We start from the raw sequence: 15,611 nt of genomic DNA, 5'->3' as shown, positions 1-15,611 counted from the left end.
CACTAATCACTAATCACTAATCACTAATCACTAATCACTAATCACTAATCACTACCTTCGAAAAAATAAATTATTTTTTTTAAGATTTTCTGTTACTTTCTAATACTTTTGGGATTGTAAGAGTAGAAAGACTACCAAAACAGACTTCTATTTTATTTGAAAGGCGATTTTTTGAGAAAAAAATCATTTCAGATTAGGAACTTTATAATAGTCTTTTTACTTTTGAATTACTATTTTTCACTTCAAAACTTAGAATAAGATATGTTAGGTATAATACTAATAGGAGGATTGCTTGCTATTTCAGTTGGTTTAATCTTTCTTTTTAAAGCTGTTTTAGATAGCAACGGAAAAAAAATATTATCTGGCGACCTCAAACAACCAGAAATAGGTATCCTTCGTAAATACTACGATGTAGATGCCAATTATTATTCAGGACTTTTCTTTAGTATTGGTCTTGTAGTAAGTATTGCAATGATGCTAGTTGCTTTTACTTGGAAATTTGAAGACACAGAAGATTTAGCTGAATATGTAGCTCCAGTAGCTGAGGTAGAAGAAGTAATTGATGTACCTCTTACAAACATTCCTCCACCACCACCACCAAAAGTACAGGTAGTTACTCCAGAAGAAATTGTGGAGGTAGAAAATGATATTGAGCTAGACGAAAATATCGAAATTAAGATTGAAGATGTAGAAATTGAAATTGACAATATCGTAACTGATGTAACAGCGATTGAAGCTCCACGTCAGCAAGAAGAAGTAGAGCAAGTTTTTACTATTGTTGAGCAAAGTGCTGTTTACCCAGGTGGTATGGATGCTTTTTATAAGTATGTTCAGAAAGAGCTCAACTATCCAAAACAAGCTAGACGTATGGGTATTCAAGGAAGAGTATTTGTTCAGTTTGTTGTAGATAAAGATGGTAGTATTACAGATGTAAAGACTGTAAAAGGTATTGGTGGAGGCTGCGATGAGGAAGCAGAGCGTGTACTTAGAGAGTCTAAAAAATGGGCTCCTGCAAAGCAGCGTGGAAAAACTGTAAAAGTTCGTATGAATATTCCTATTGTCTTTAAACTAGACAGATAATATAAAGCAACTCTTACCCAGTAAGTGAAAAATATACTCTAAAACCTATTCATTTGTTTGAATAGGTTTTTTTATTTCCCAAAAATAAAGTGTTACTTCTTATCTCGTTTTGCATTGTGTTGATATAAAGTTAATCACTAAAAAATATCTCACAATGAAAACTACATCAACAAACTTTCTTAAGCTAGCTCTAGCCGTCTTACTTTTTTCCAACGCAGCTTTCATCTTTTATATTTTTCAATATCAAAAACAGCAAAATGCTAAATTTACAGAACTTCATAAAAAATTAGATTTTGTAATTAAAAATAATTCTGAATTTCAAAGTAAAGAAAATGTTTGTTTGCAAGTATTTTTAGAAAATAAAGAAACACAAGAGTTAGAACCTGTTAAGATAGATTATGTACAAAAAATTTTGATAGATAGTATAGAAGCACCTGAGCCATTAGAAATTTCACTACCTACTAAAGATGAGCCTATTGAATGTGGGCTTCCTTTAGCAGTTATGAGTAAAGCTGTGCCACAAGCTGGAATGCAATCTTTTTATGAATATATCAATGATAACTTGAAGTATCCGAAAAAAGCTATCAAACAAGAGATTGAAGGAAAAGTAACTGTAAAATTTGTAGTTAATAGACATGGCGAAATAACAGATGTAGAGGCAACGAATGATATTGGTGGAGGCTGTGCAGAAGAAGCTGAAAGAGTCATTAAAAATTCTCCAAAATGGAATCCTGCTCGTCAGCGTGGTAAAAAAGTAAAAACTACCATGCGTATTCCGATAGTTTTTAATTTAGAATAATGGATTGTTTTATGTTACTTTTTTAAAGTATTTGAATTGTATAAAGTAAGAAAATTAATAACTATTTTACTTTAAATATATACAATTATGACACTCATTATTTCTCTAAGTGCAATTTTATGTTTTTCCATACTGGCAGGTGTTTCTCTTTTACGTCTATGGCTAAATTATAAACAAAGAAACATTCTAAATTATGATTCTGCTTATCAAGATGAAAAAAATAGTAGAATAGATGAAATTCCTAAGCGTTTTGCTGCTATGTCTATTCATAATTATTCAAAGATGCTTTTTGGTTTTGGAATGATGGTAAGTGCTGGTTTGGCTCTTATGGCTTTCTCTTGGCAAACAACAGAAGAGCAAGATTTATCTGCGTATGCAAAACCTATTATGGAAGAAGAAATATTTGAGCTTCCTCCCTTAACAGACATTCCACCTCCACCACCTCCGAAGGTTCAGCCTATTAGCCCAACAGAGATAGTTGAGGTAGATAAGATAGATATTGAAGATAATCTTATTGAAATAAATATTGAAGACCCAGAAATAAATATCAAAGACATCGTAACTGATGTAACCAGTATTGATAGAAGAACTTACACAACAGAAAAAATCCCAGAAATTTTTGAAATTGTCGAAGAACCTGCTGTTTTTGAGGGAGGAATGGATAATTTTTATAAATACATTGCTAAAAACATAAAGTATCCAAAGCAGGCTAGAAGACAGGGAGTTGAAGGTAAAGTATTTCTTTGCTTTGTGGTGGACAAAAAGGGTAAAATTACAGATGTTGAGGTTACCAAAAGTTTAGGTTTTGGGCTAGATGAAGAAGCTAAACGTGTTTTGATGGAATCTCCTAAATGGACTCCTGCTCGCCAACGTGGAAAAGTAGTAAAAGTAAGGATGAATATACCGATTATGTTCAAGTTAGATTAAATTATTTAGTGATTGATGGATAGTTATTCATTAATCACTATCTCTATTTAGGTTCTCTGTACATCATAATAGGCATTCCATTGTCAAGAGCCATTTTCCGAATGCTTGTCTTGTTGCTAAAAAGTTTTTTGAAGAAATTTTGTTCTGTTTTGAGCATAACAAGCATATCTGGCTTGTTCTTGGAAAGGTAGTTTTCTAAACCCACCGTAACACTTTTCGAATCACGAATCACTTTAAAGCTAAGTTTGCTAAACAAAACGACATCAAACTCTGCTTGCAGCTCTTGCATTTTTTCATTTTCTTCTCGCAGTTTTTTACCATCCGTACAGACGTGCAGACAGTCTAGTTTTGCATCAAAACTGCTGGTAAGTTCTATCAAATCTCGTATTCTTTTAGCATCATTACCATCGAAGTTGGCTGCATACACCACATGATTTAGTGGTTTGTAAATAGCATCTTCTGGAATAGTCAGAATAGGACAATTAGCTTCCCTAACTACTTTATTGTTTAAAAATAAATCCTTGATTTCGTTACTGTCTTTATGCGACAAAACCACCATAGAAATAGAATTGTCTTGTACTATCTTTTCTATCGATTCATCTGGATGTCCTTCCATCACTAAAGGCTCAATCAAAACAGGCTGTGCAGTTTCATCATACGTATGATTTGCATATTGAGTGAGTAAAACACGCATTTCCATGTAAGCTTTGTCATGTTTTTCCTTAATTTCTTTCTTGTGTAGCACTGCATTTGCGCCTAACGGTATTGTTGAAGTAACAAAATGGCACATAATAACCGTTTTTTGAGAGGCTTGAGCAATTCCAATGGCGTGAGCTAAAGAAATGTCAGTAGCTGGGGTAAAATTAATGGGAACGAGAATATGCTCCATATTTTCTTTAGAAATTAAAGTAGTGTCGTGTGTGTTTTGGTCTTCAACTAACATGTCTGGAACAGAAATCATACATTTTCTAAATTAATAGCCTTTTCTTATGTGTTAGGAAAGACAAATAAAAAGGCTGTAAAAAGTAAAATTAGTGAGCAGTATAATCTTAATTTTGTAGGATAGAAAAGTATAGGATTAATATTCAAACTCAAAATACATTTTTTTGAGAAATTAAGCAATACAATATCTTAAAATTATTCAATTTGAATAAAAGGCTATTTAAAAATATCTAGTATAATTTATATTTCTTGATAATAGTTTTCTAAAAGTTCTTTAGCTACTTCTACAGCATTTCGGTTTCCATTAGCTACTTGATTTTCTAGTTCTACTAATTGATTTTTGACATTTTCATTCTTATAAAAATCTCTTTTCAATCGTTCTTCTATGGTTTGATGTAGCCATTGTTTGTTTTGCTGACTGCGATTGTGTTGGAAGAATCTATTTTCGATTGTCTGCTCAATGTATTTCTCAATGTTTTTCCAAATATCAGAAATTCCCTCATTTTCTAAAGCTGAACATATCTCTACAGGAACAGTCCATTTGGCTTCATTGGGTGGGAAAAGGTGCAAAGCGTGTTTGTACTGAGATTTTGCTCTAGTGGCTGCTTTTTTATTTTCTCCATCAGCTTTTGTAATGACAAGCATATCAGCCATTTCCATAATTCCACGTTTTATTCCTTGTAATTCATCGCCTGCCCCTGCAAGCATCAATAATAGAAAAAAATCTATGATTCCCTTCACAATCGTTTCCGACTGTCCAACGCCTACTGTTTCTATCAAAATGACATCAAACCCTGCTGCCTCACATAAAAGCATTGTTTCTCTCGTTTTTTGACTTACTCCTCCCAAAGAATTTCCTGCTGGCGAAGGACGAATATAGGCGTTTGTATGATTAGAGAGCTTTTCCATACGTGTTTTGTCTCCTAAAATACTACCTCCAGAACGTTGGCTACTTGGGTCTATGGCAAGGACTGCCACTTTTTTATTTTGTTTTTCTAATTCTGCCAAATACAATCCAAAGGTTTCTATAAATGTGCTTTTTCCTACACCTGGTACACCAGTAATCCCCACCCGAACCGACTTGCCTGTATGGGGCATTAGTTTATCAATAATTTGTGTAGCTAACTGATTGTCGCTTTCCAACTGACTTTCAATCAGCGTAATAGCTCTACTCAAAATAAATGGATTTTTAGATAAAATACCATCAATATATTCTTGTGGTGTTAGTCGTGAACGTCTTTTTCTTATCATAAAATATGGAGTTGATAAATAAAACTTGTCGTAGAAATGTAGTGATTTATAGAAAAGCCATTTAAAAGTAAGAGAAATATAGACATTGATTCCATTTTTTTGGTAAAAAAATGTTAATTTAATCAATAAGGAAAATTTAGATAGAATTTAGATTTTTTGGAGACTGTAAAAACCTTTCACAACGTACAGACGTATAGAAAAATAATTTGTACCTTTGTAGTTGTGGAGGTAAAAGTCGGTCAGAGAAATTGTTTCATTGTTCATTACTTAATAACACAACTTACTTTTTTTATATAATGCGTTTTTTACGGAAAATATTCAACATTGCAACGCTTACAGGAACAATAGCTATTTTTGCATTTATGTTTTTGCTACAAACGATAGCCGTAAACTTTGATTTTCTCAATATTTTTGAGCAAACCATCAATAATTTTAAAATTTCTGATGTGTATTTTTCTCAAATAAGAGATAACAAGACCGTAAAAGGAGATACAAATGTAGTGATTGTAAATATTGGCTATTTGCCAAGAGCAGGTTTGGGGGCACAGATTGAAATCATTTCAAGATACAGTCCGAAAGTAATTGGATTAGATGCACTTTTAGAAGGAGCAAGGCAGCCAGAACAAGATTCTACAATGGAAGCCTTCTTACAGATTGCAAGCCAAAGATGTCCGATAGTTTTTGCTTCAAAATTGGAAAAACCAAACGAAGAGACAAAAGGTTTTGATAGTTTGGGATTGCCACACAAGCCTTTTCAAAAATATATTCAGACAGGTTATGTAAATGTTGTAACGGATGAAGATACAAAGTTTGAGACAGCTCGTATTGTTTCTCCTAAAGAAAAAGTAATTGATTCTTTGTCTTCTACAGATTCTATAGAGTATAGTTTTGCGACAAAACTGGTGCAAATTGCGTATCCTAAGAAAGCAGAAAAACTTTTAGCTAGAGGAAATGATGTTGAGACCATTTATTATCGTGGGGATTATGATAAGTTTATGGTACTCAACCCAATGCAGGTATTGGAGGAAAACTTTGACCCTTCTGTCTTCAAAGACAAAATTGTCATTATGGGCTATATGGGAGAAGATTACAACATTGATGATGGAACAGATGATAGGTATTATACGCCAATGAACTCACGTCCTGTGGGAAGAGCAGCGACAGACATGTACGGAATTATGATTCACGCCAATATGATTTCCATGATTATGCATGAAAATTATATTGATGTGATATCCCCTTATTTAGCCATTTTTTTGTCTGTACTTTTGTGTTTTGCTAATGTTGTACTTTTTACCTATATCTATTTCCACAGAAAACTAGGAACGTGGTATGATGTAATTACAAAAGGCGTACAGCTTGTGGAGGTCATTATTTTTGTCTTTATTTTTATATCTGTTTTGGCTAACTATAATTATATGATGGAACTAACTGTTGGAGTATTGGCAGTGGTTTTGTCTGGAGATGTGCTAGAAGTATTTTTGGCTATTCTCGCAAATGTGTATCCTAAATCTACTCGTGCCTATGAATAAAAAATAGAATAACAAAGGAGAAATAAATTTAAAAAGAGTGAAAAGCACTCAAATCTATTTCTAGTAATAAAAATGGAAAAATCAAACAAAATTTTGAAACTTTACATCTTTTTGTCAAGTTTTCACGTAAGCATAACTATATAATTATTTTTTGTTCGATTTTTGTGTTGAATATAAATAGTTTATCAAATTAAATTTAACAAAAAGTCTAGTAATTCTAGAAAAATACATTATTTATAATTTATATACATAAAAACTTGTTTTTATAAATTGATTTTTTTATAAAAATACAATTAAATACCTTATCGCAATTAAATTTTAAAACTATGAAAACAAAATCACTATTTTTAGTAGCTCTAATGTTGCTTATTGGTGGAACTACAATGGCTCAAAACTATGCTTTTCGTGTTCTGACTGCCAAAGGAAATAATACAGCTTCTAACAACGCTATTCGTGTTGGTTCTAAACTCAATAATTCTGATGTTATTGTGATGGAAGAAGGTGGCTATTTAGGTCTTCTTCATAATAACGGACAAACTGTAGAACTTCGCACGAAAGGCACATATAAAGTAAACGAGCTTGCAAGCAATCTCAAAGCAAGTGCTGGTTCTAGCCTTACTGCTCGTTATGCAAACTATGTAGTTTCTGAACTTACTTCTTCTGCTGAAGAAGCAAGTGGAGACAATCGCTACAAGCACATGAAAAAGACTGGTGCTGTAACTCGTGGTCTTGTTAAGGATATAACTATTATCCAAAGACAAAAAGTACACGCTTTAGGAGATAAAATGGAAATTGAGTGGTTTGTTTATGAAGGCTTAGATAATTTGAAGAAAGCTGACGTAAAAGAATATCGTGTAGTTTTGACAGACTTACGTAATAATGAGCTTTTTTCAGAGATAACAAGTAATAATACATATACTATTGACTTTAATCGTCCTGAGCTAAAAGACCATAAAGTTGTTAAGTATAGAGTAGAATTACCAAGTGGAGAAAACAAATATCCTTCACATGAGCAAGTTGTAAAGAAGGAGAAAGAAATGAAAAAAGATGTTCGTGAGCAATTAGACCAAATTGGTGATGACACAGCTTTAGGGTATCTTATCAAAGCTCAATACTTAGAAGATAAAGAATATTTTGCAGAAGCTGCAATGGCATACAAAATGGCTATTTCTTTGGCTCCAGAAGTAGAGACTTACAAAATTTTGTATGATAGCTTTACAGAGCGTGTTACGATGAGTGAAAAGTCAATCATTGAATACTATGAAAGCATGAAAAAGAATGCTGCTACTACAAATGAATAATCATTAATTTCTAAATCATTAAAAAAGTCTTCACAATTCCGTGAAGACTTTTTTGTTGCATAAAACTTTTGAGTTCTTATTCAATCTCCCACTTTTGCCATGCTTTTAAGAGTTTTTTCTGTTTTTGTGTTTTATCTTCTATTTCTTCAAATCCAAAATCTTGTTCTTGCTCTACAAATACAGGCTTAGATTTGAGGAGTTTCTTTTTCATTTTCGTTTTGCGTCTTTTTTTGATTTCTCTATTTACCAAAATTTCCATTTCTTCATTGGTTTTATAACTCGCTTCGGTTATCAAATCTAAGAAGTTGGTAGCATCTACTTTCTCTCCATTAATTTCTAAGAGAACATCGCCTTCCCTAAACATTTTACCAAACTCATTTGCACCATCCAAATTAAAAACACTCACTTCTTTTGTTTGTGGGTCAACGGCAAGTCCGATATTACCAAAATTAAAAACTTCTTCTGTGCCTTCGCCTGTCGTGTTGATACCCATCGTTTTCAGATATTTAGTATAAGGAAGTTCTTTATTGCTTTCTACATAATCAGCAAAGAAAGTGCGAATTTCTGGATAGGTTATTTCTGCAATAACATCAAAGAGTTTGTCATCTTCAAAAGGCTTATCTTTTCCATATTTTTTAGAAAGGTCTTGCATAAGATTCATAAGTCCGTATTTTCCATCAGAGAGTTCTCTCAAACGAACATCTAACATCCAACCAATCAAAGCTCCTTTTTCATAGACATTGCCATACTCATCAGCATATTCGTCTAAACAACCCAAACTCATCTTTGTAAAAGGAACATCAGAATAATTATTTGCTTCGACTACCTTATCACGCATTTTATCTAAAAATTCATCTAAGGAAATGAGTTCTTGTTGTAACAAAACGTGATTAGCAAAATATTCTGTAACGCCTTCATAAAGCCATAAGTGCTTAGACATTTTAGGGTTGATAAAATCAAAATAATGAATCTGCTCCGAGTGAATAGAAAGAGGTGTAAGGATATGAAAAAATTCGTGGGCAGCAATTTCTACAACAGTATTAGCAAGGCGAGAAGCTCCCATGTTAGGTAAAAAATATAGTGAAGAATAAGAATGCTCCAAAGCGCCGTACGAACCTGAATTGCTAAAACCATCAAAAATATAAATCAGAAAAGCGTATTTTTTGATAGGAAGAGTTCCTCCAAGATAGTTTTTTTGTGCTTCTAAAGATTTTTGTACTTCTTTTGAAATTTCACTGGCTTTTACTTTTCCTCGTTTATGAAAAACAGAAACTAAAATATCTGCTCCCCCAACTTTTAAAGTTACTGTGTCAGGAACACAATACAACATCGGAGAATCTGCCAACAAATGATAATCTGAAACCAAATAGGTATCTTTTTTCTCGTCAGATTTTGCAGCTACTAAAGGCGTTGAGCCATAGAAGTTTTTAGGCTTGATTACATTTATCTCAAAAGGTTGGCGTTTGTAATCTTCCAAATATCCGAAAAGACCATGCGTGTTCAAAACAAAAACATCTTCTTCAATGCTTGTTCCCCCCGGTTCGAAAACTTTATTGTCTAGTTCTGAATCAAAAGTATCATCTACCAAATAGGATATTTTATATACTCCGTTGGTTGGAAAACGCCATTCGTTATCGCTAGGATGAGAAAATTTGATTTCTTTTCCGTTTATATCTGTAACTTTAAAATCACTCAAAAAGCGACCAAAGTCGTAGATATGATACGTGCCAGGGACAATTTTGGGCATAAAAAACGAAATGGAGTCTTTTCCTGTGGTCATTAGTTCATTCTCTCCAACCTTCAAAGAAGACAAGTTTTTAAACACAAGTTCAACAGGCACTTTGTCGTTGGTAGTTTTGGTAAGGTCAAGGGTATAAGAGTATGAAATTTGATAAAATTCAGTAACTCTAACATCTCCTGTTGTGCCTTGTTGTGCCAAAACAGAAAAACTAGCAACTAGATAGAGTAAAAACATAAGACCACTACCCAAACGAAATAAAGGAATCCTCATAAGAAAATAATTAATAATTGTTAGTTGAGATAAAAATACAATTTGAATGAAAAGAACAGATTTTTTATATCTGTTTTGATTTTTTATGATTTGAAAAGGTAAATTTCTGTTCTAAAAAATAACAACTCATTCCACCGAAAGTATAGTAAACAATATCTTGCCATTTGAAATGATTTCCTAGAAAGAGTTGAGTTAGTTTATAATTTCTCAAACTATTAAACCAATGATTTTTTGCTGGCTGATAAAGCTGTAATAATTCTATACCATAACAAAAACATAAAGTAATTATCAAAATCTTGTACGTTGGGACATTTTTAAAAATCCACCCAAAAATCAAAAAAATCAAAATAGAATAAAGATAGTCTCCAAAATGGCTAGTTATAAAAAGGGATGCTGTTTCAGTTCTTGATAACAGACCAATACAGACGATAGCTATGGAAAGCAGAAAATAAAGAGTTCTATTTCTTGACATGCAGTAAGTTATGTTTTATGTCTCAAAATTACCTTAAATAATTTTAAACTATTCTAGTAGATTTGAATTTTAAACTAAATGCGTGTTATGAGTTTCTAAAATATAGATAGCTAAAAAGTTTTTACACCTAAAAAAAATCAATTAGCTACACTGATTATCCCATAACTCCACATTCTTAAAATTAACAATCTAAAATCTAAATTTGCATTATGAGCATAAAAATAGCCCCAGTAGAAAAAATAAATGAAGGACAGAAAAACACAATGGTTAGTTTTTTAGGCATAGAAATCACAGAAGTTACAGAAAACACACTTAGTGGAAAAATGCCAGTAGATGATAGACATACACAAATTATGGGCGTTCTGCACGGTGGAGGTTCGGTAGTGCTTGCCGAAACGTTGGGGAGCATTGCAGCTAATATGAGCGTTGATACAGAAAAATATGCCTGTATGGGATTAGAAATCAATGCCAATCATATCCGACCTGTTCCAAAAGGAAAATGGGTCTATGGAACAGCAACAGCAGTTCATGTAGGAAGAAAAACACATGTTTGGGAAATTAGAATGACAAATGAAGAAGGAAAGCTAACCTGTATTAGCCGAATTACGATGGCAGTGGTTGAGCGTTTTCATTAACTGTAAAACAGTCTTCCAGATTGTTAGAAAATAATATAAATTAAATAATTTTGAAAATCAAAGTGAAAGATTAAACCAACTCTAGCGATTAATGATTATCTTTGTAAAAGATTTTTTATCGTACACCTACAAAGATAATTTTCTGCTATTATGAGCGAATCTCTCAAACACGAATGTGGCGTTGCTTTTCTTCGCCTTCGCAAACCTCTTGGATATTATATAGAAAAATACGGAACACCTGCTTATCCAGTCAATAAAATGTTCTTGCTTATGGAAAAACAACATAACCGAGGGCAAGACGGTGCAGGCTTGGCAAGTATCAAAATTGATATGAAAAAAGGCTATCAATACATCGACAGACTTCGTTCTATTGAAGAACAGCCTATCAATCATATTTTTAATAGAGTAGGAAAGAAATTTAGTAAGGCTCAAAAAGAAGGGAAAAAATACTACAATGCAAAATGGGTAAAAAAGAATATTCCTTTTGCTGGAGAGCTATTTTTAGGACACTTGCGTTATGCTACGTATGGAGCAAACGATGAGCGTTTTTGCCATCCTCTTTTGAGAAGTAGTAACTGGAGAAGTAGAAACTTACTTTTGGCTGGAAACTTTAATATGACTAATGCTGAAGATTTGTTTACACATTTGGCAGAATTAGGACAGTTTCCACAAGAACAAGGCGACACGATTACAGCACTAGAAAAGATTGGGCATTTTTTGGATAGAGAAAATCAACATTATTACGCCCAATACCAACAAGAAAAGAAAGCAAAACTTGCCTTTGATGTAAGTCCAAATGGTAAAAACAATGATGAAAAACAACATTTTGAAGAGCAGTTTCATCATCCACTTACCAATGAAGAAATCATTGAAAAAGTAGAACAAAATATTGATTGGAAGAAAATTTTACAGCGTTCTTGCAACGATTTTGATGGAGGATATGTCATGGTAGGGATGGCTGGTCATGGAGATGCATTTGTAGCCCGAGACCCTGCAAGTATTCGCCCTGCGTATTACTATATCAATGATGAGGTTATTGTGGCTGCCTCTGAAAAGCCTGCTATCAAAACGGCATTTAATTGTGATTATTCTGAAATTCAAGAACTAGAAGGAGGACATGCCTTAATAGTGAATAAAAAAGCAGAGTATGAAATTATTAAATTTCAAGAACCGTTACCGAAAAAGTCGTGTAGCTTCGAAAGAATTTATTTTTCAAGAGGAACAGACCCAGAAATTTATGCAGAACGCAAAATGTTAGGGCGTATGCTTCACCATCAAGTGTTGGATGCCATAGACCATGATTTGGCAAATACTATCTTTTCATATATTCCTAATACTGCCGAAACAGCATTTTTAGGTTTAGTAAAAGGAGTAGAACATCATCTGATTGCACAGCGTGAAAAGACATTGAATCCAGATGAAAAACTCTCGGATGAAGAATCTTCAAAAATAATGACGTTTCGTCCAAGAGTGGAGAAATTAGTTATAAAAGATTCCAAAATGCGAACTTTCATTACTGGTGATGCACAGCGTGATGATATGGTAGCTCACGTTTATGATACAACTTACGAAATTGTAAGAAAAGGCATTGATACACTTGTTGTGATTGATGATTCGATTGTTAGGGGAACAACGTTAGAAAAAAGTATTTTGACAATGCTAGACAAGCTAGAACCTAAGAAAATTGTCATTGTTTCATCTGCTCCTCAAATTCGTTTTCCAGATTGTTATGGTATTGATATGTCTAGACAACATGAGTTTGTTGTATTTAGAGCTTTGCTTGCACTGTTGGAAGAGCGTCATTTGAAATATATGTTGGATGATGTATATGAAAAATGTTTAGCTTCGAAAAAACAACCACTAGAAAAGGTAGTCAATCATGTTAAAGAATTGTATGACATGTTTGAGTACAAGGAAGTTTCTGATAAGGTAGCCGAAATTATTTCAAAAAATATCAAAGCAGAGGTAAAAGTAGTTTTCCAAACTGTGGAAAATCTACACAAAGCCTGTCCAAATCATTTAGGCGATTGGTATTTTACAGGAAATTATCCAACAAGAGGAGGAAACCGAGTTGCCAATCAGGCTTTTATTAACTTTATGGAAGGTAAAAAAACTAGAGCTTATTAATCTTATCCTCAACGACAGATATATGTCTCGTTGATGGCTAAAACAAAATCAAAAAACTATGAAAAAAATGATTTTAGTTATCCTACTGAGCTTTTTTAGCTCAGTAGTTTTTGCACAAGTAGAAGGTGTAGAAGTAGAAAAACCACAAGAAGAAAAGAAGGAAGAAGACAAAAAAGAGACTAAAGATGACGACGATGATGAGGAAGAAATGCGTCTTATCGACCGTTTTTATTTTGGTGGAAATGTAGGAGCAAATTTTGGAACAATTACATTTATAAATGTTGCTCCAATGGTGGGTTTCAGAATTACGCCAAGGTTTTCAGTAGGTGTAGGAGGTACATATCAATATTGGAGCGATAAGCGTTTTACTCCAACCTACAAGCAAAGTATTTATGGAGGAAGTCTATTTTCTCGTTATATGATTGCTGAAGATTTTTTGGGTGCAGGTAATTTGTTTGCTCATGCAGAATATGAAAATCTATTTGCCAAACAGCCTTTTCAAGACCCTAATACAGGACTTATTACAGAAAAAACTAAATCTTTTCCATCTTTTTTCATTGGTGGAGGTTTGGCGATTCCAATTGGTAGTCGTTCTGCATTTACTATTTCGGCATTGTACAATCCTTTCTATGATGAGTTTAATTCTTTGTATGCTAGTCCTCTACAAATTCGAGTAGGAGGGTTTTTCTAAAAACGCAATGAAAAAATATAGTCTCTCATTTTTAGCTTTACTTTTTTTCCTTATGTCTTTTCAAACTGACAAACCAGCATATCAAATTTTTGATAAAGAAGGAAATAAATCTTCTTACAATGCTCTTTTAGAAAAGGCAGAAGATTATGATGTTGTTCTCTTTGGAGAAAGTCATAACAATCCAATTACCCATTGGCTACAAATTGAACTTACTAAAGATTTGTATAAAAAAACATCTGAAAGACAAAGTAAAAAGGGTAAGAATCATCTTATTTTAGGTGCAGAAATGTTTGAAGCGGATAACCAAGTGATTTTAGATGAGTATGTGGCAGATATTATCACAGAAAAAAACTTTGAAGCAGAGGCTAGACTTTGGAACAATTACAAAACGGATTACAAACCCTTAGTTGAGTTTGCTAAGGAAAACAAGCTCACTTTTGTAGCAACAAATATTCCTCGTCGTTATGCTTCTTTAGTTTCAAAAAAAGGGCTTTCTAGTTTAGATTCCCTTTCAAGTGATGCTAAAGGTTTTATGATGCCTTTGCCAGTAGAAGTAGATTTGAAAATGCCAGCCTACACCAATATGCTCAAAATGATGGGAGTGCATTCTCATACAGAAAATGTACATCAAGGAGCTGCAAATTTTGCTTATGCACAAGCTGTGAAAGATGCAACAATGGCGTATCGAATCAATGAATATTATAAAAAAGCAGCTCAAGCTAACTCTAAAAATCCAATTTTGCTGCATTTCAATGGTTCTTATCACTCTGATAACTATGAGAGTATTGTCTATTATCTCAAAAAATATAATGCAGATTTAAAAATAATGACCATCACGGCAGCCGACCAAGCAGATTTGAGCAAGCTAGAAAAAACAGAAGTTGCTGATTTTGCTATTGTTACACCTCTTTCTATGACAAGGACGTATTAAGAATGAAAATACCTATTTATGAAGCTATTGAGTTTAAAAAAGTTCTTCAAGAAGGAGGTTCTACTAAACCGTGGCTTGTTGAAGTATCTGTTTCAGACAGTACAGAAACTTATGTGGTTAAAGTATTTAAAAAAGATACTTTGAATCAATATCCAGCAGTAGCCAATGAAGTTTTTGCCAATATTTTAGCTAAAGAATTAGGTTTATCTGTTCCTCCAATGGCTTTGGTTAACTTTAGCGATACTTTTATAACTACCCTTTCAAACCAAGAAAAAGAACTGATTGAAAAAGATATAATAGACAGTAGAGTTAAGTTTGCTTCTTTGTATTTGCCCAATACTCAAATTTATTCTTTGCTTTCGTCAGGCTTAGATAAATATGACAGAGCTGAAATTTATGCTTTTGATAATTTGATACATAATTCAGATAGAAAAGTTATAAAACCAAATTTATTATTGGATATAAATAGTGAAAAATACTATCTCATTGACCATGAGTTGAGTATATGTGGCATTCAGGGAAGTTATTTAACAAAGATTCAAAGAGGAGAGTGGTTATATAATTTTAAAAACCATCTATTTTTTCACCTTCAATATGATGAAAAAGATATTTTTGCTCATTTTATAGAATCATTACGTCATATTTCCGTAAATTGTTTAGATAAAGCTCATCATGAGCTTGTGAAGCATGGACATAGAACACCATTAGATAGCTTCAAACCCTATCTACAACACTTGAAAAATAACAGTCATATTTTTGAGAAAATTTTGTATAGACAAATAAGAAATGAATAAGGTTTTTACATATAGTTTGTTAAAGTATCGTTACTCTGCTGTTTTGGGAGAAGTTTTTAACGTAGGTTTGCTTGTGCAATTTCCTTATCCCTATCAAGAAGTTGCTTTTTTGCATCCT

General features: G+C 33.0%; 14 protein-coding genes. 10 read left to right on the top strand and 4 right to left on the bottom strand.

The annotated features are described in order from the left end of the window. The first annotated feature begins 261 nt into the window (after positions 1-261). The 3 genes from QZ659_RS18495 to QZ659_RS18485 all read left to right on the top strand — a co-directional run bounded on the left by QZ659_RS18495 (position 262) and on the right by QZ659_RS18485 (position 2,806). Complete coding sequence (locus tag QZ659_RS18495) at positions 262-1,080, top strand: energy transducer TonB (RefSeq protein WP_291728186.1); 819 nt, start codon at positions 262-264, stop codon at positions 1,078-1,080. A 154-nt stretch (positions 1,081-1,234) separates the two neighbouring features. Continuing rightward, positions 1,235-1,879: an energy transducer TonB gene (locus QZ659_RS18490; protein WP_291728184.1), complete on the top strand. Its 645-nt coding sequence runs from the start codon at positions 1,235-1,237 to the stop codon at positions 1,877-1,879. Positions 1,880-1,966: 87 nt separating this feature from the next. After that, entirely contained in the window at positions 1,967-2,806 is an 840-nt protein-coding gene (locus tag QZ659_RS18485) for an energy transducer TonB (RefSeq protein ID WP_291728182.1), read from the top strand. A 43-nt stretch (positions 2,807-2,849) separates the two neighbouring features. On the opposite strand, the gene QZ659_RS18480 is transcribed toward QZ659_RS18485, so the two are convergent. Next, entirely contained in the window at positions 2,850-3,767 is a 918-nt protein-coding gene (locus QZ659_RS18480) for a universal stress protein (RefSeq protein WP_291728180.1), read from the bottom strand. Between the two features lie 221 nt (positions 3,768-3,988). After that, on the bottom strand, positions 3,989-4,999 hold the full coding sequence (meaB, locus tag QZ659_RS18475) for a methylmalonyl Co-A mutase-associated GTPase MeaB (RefSeq protein WP_291728178.1): 1,011 nt from the start codon (positions 4,997-4,999) through the stop codon (positions 3,989-3,991). 296 nt (positions 5,000-5,295) lie between these two features. On the opposite strand from meaB, the gene QZ659_RS18470 reads away from it, so the two are divergent. Together QZ659_RS18470 and QZ659_RS18465 are read left to right on the top strand one after the other, a co-directional pair. Then, entirely contained in the window at positions 5,296-6,531 is a 1,236-nt protein-coding gene (locus QZ659_RS18470; RefSeq protein ID WP_291728177.1) for a CHASE2 domain-containing protein, read from the top strand. 326 nt (positions 6,532-6,857) lie between these two features. Beyond that, the gene (locus tag QZ659_RS18465; protein WP_291728176.1) at positions 6,858-7,832 is read left to right on the top strand and encodes a hypothetical protein; all 975 of its coding nucleotides are present in this window, start codon (positions 6,858-6,860) and stop codon (positions 7,830-7,832) included. 76 nt (positions 7,833-7,908) lie between these two features. Here the strand turns inward: QZ659_RS18465 and QZ659_RS18460 are convergent, their stop codons facing one another. Beyond that, on the bottom strand, positions 7,909-9,843 hold the full coding sequence (locus QZ659_RS18460; protein ID WP_291728174.1) for a peptidase M61: 1,935 nt from the start codon (positions 9,841-9,843) through the stop codon (positions 7,909-7,911). 64 nt (positions 9,844-9,907) lie between these two features. Beyond that, positions 9,908-10,315 carry a DUF2809 domain-containing protein gene (locus QZ659_RS18455; RefSeq protein ID WP_291728172.1) on the bottom strand — a complete coding sequence of 136 codons (408 nt, stop codon included), beginning with the start codon at positions 10,313-10,315 and terminating at the stop codon, positions 9,908-9,910. 209 nt (positions 10,316-10,524) lie between these two features. On the opposite strand from QZ659_RS18455, the gene QZ659_RS18450 reads away from it, so the two are divergent. The 5 genes from QZ659_RS18450 to QZ659_RS18430 all read left to right on the top strand — a co-directional run bounded on the left by QZ659_RS18450 (position 10,525) and on the right by QZ659_RS18430 (position 15,493). Further along, complete coding sequence (locus tag QZ659_RS18450) at positions 10,525-10,950, top strand: PaaI family thioesterase (RefSeq protein ID WP_291728170.1); 426 nt, start codon at positions 10,525-10,527, stop codon at positions 10,948-10,950. Between the two features lie 150 nt (positions 10,951-11,100). Next, complete coding sequence (locus QZ659_RS18445) at positions 11,101-13,077, top strand: amidophosphoribosyltransferase (RefSeq protein ID WP_291728168.1); 1,977 nt, start codon at positions 11,101-11,103, stop codon at positions 13,075-13,077. A gap of 58 nt (positions 13,078-13,135) precedes the next feature. After that, entirely contained in the window at positions 13,136-13,768 is a 633-nt protein-coding gene (locus tag QZ659_RS18440; RefSeq protein ID WP_291728165.1) for a hypothetical protein, read from the top strand. Between the two features lie 52 nt (positions 13,769-13,820). Next, positions 13,821-14,699: a ChaN family lipoprotein gene (locus QZ659_RS18435; RefSeq protein WP_291728163.1), complete on the top strand. Its 879-nt coding sequence runs from the start codon at positions 13,821-13,823 to the stop codon at positions 14,697-14,699. A gap of 2 nt (positions 14,700-14,701) precedes the next feature. Then, entirely contained in the window at positions 14,702-15,493 is a 792-nt protein-coding gene (locus QZ659_RS18430) for a HipA family kinase (RefSeq protein ID WP_291728160.1), read from the top strand. The last annotated feature ends 118 nt before the right edge of the window (positions 15,494-15,611 follow it).

This window comes from Bernardetia sp., assembly GCF_020630935.1.
Taxonomy (GTDB): Bacteria; Bacteroidota; Bacteroidia; order Cytophagales; family Bernardetiaceae; genus Bernardetia.
This window is presented reverse-complemented; position numbering and strand designations above follow the sequence as displayed.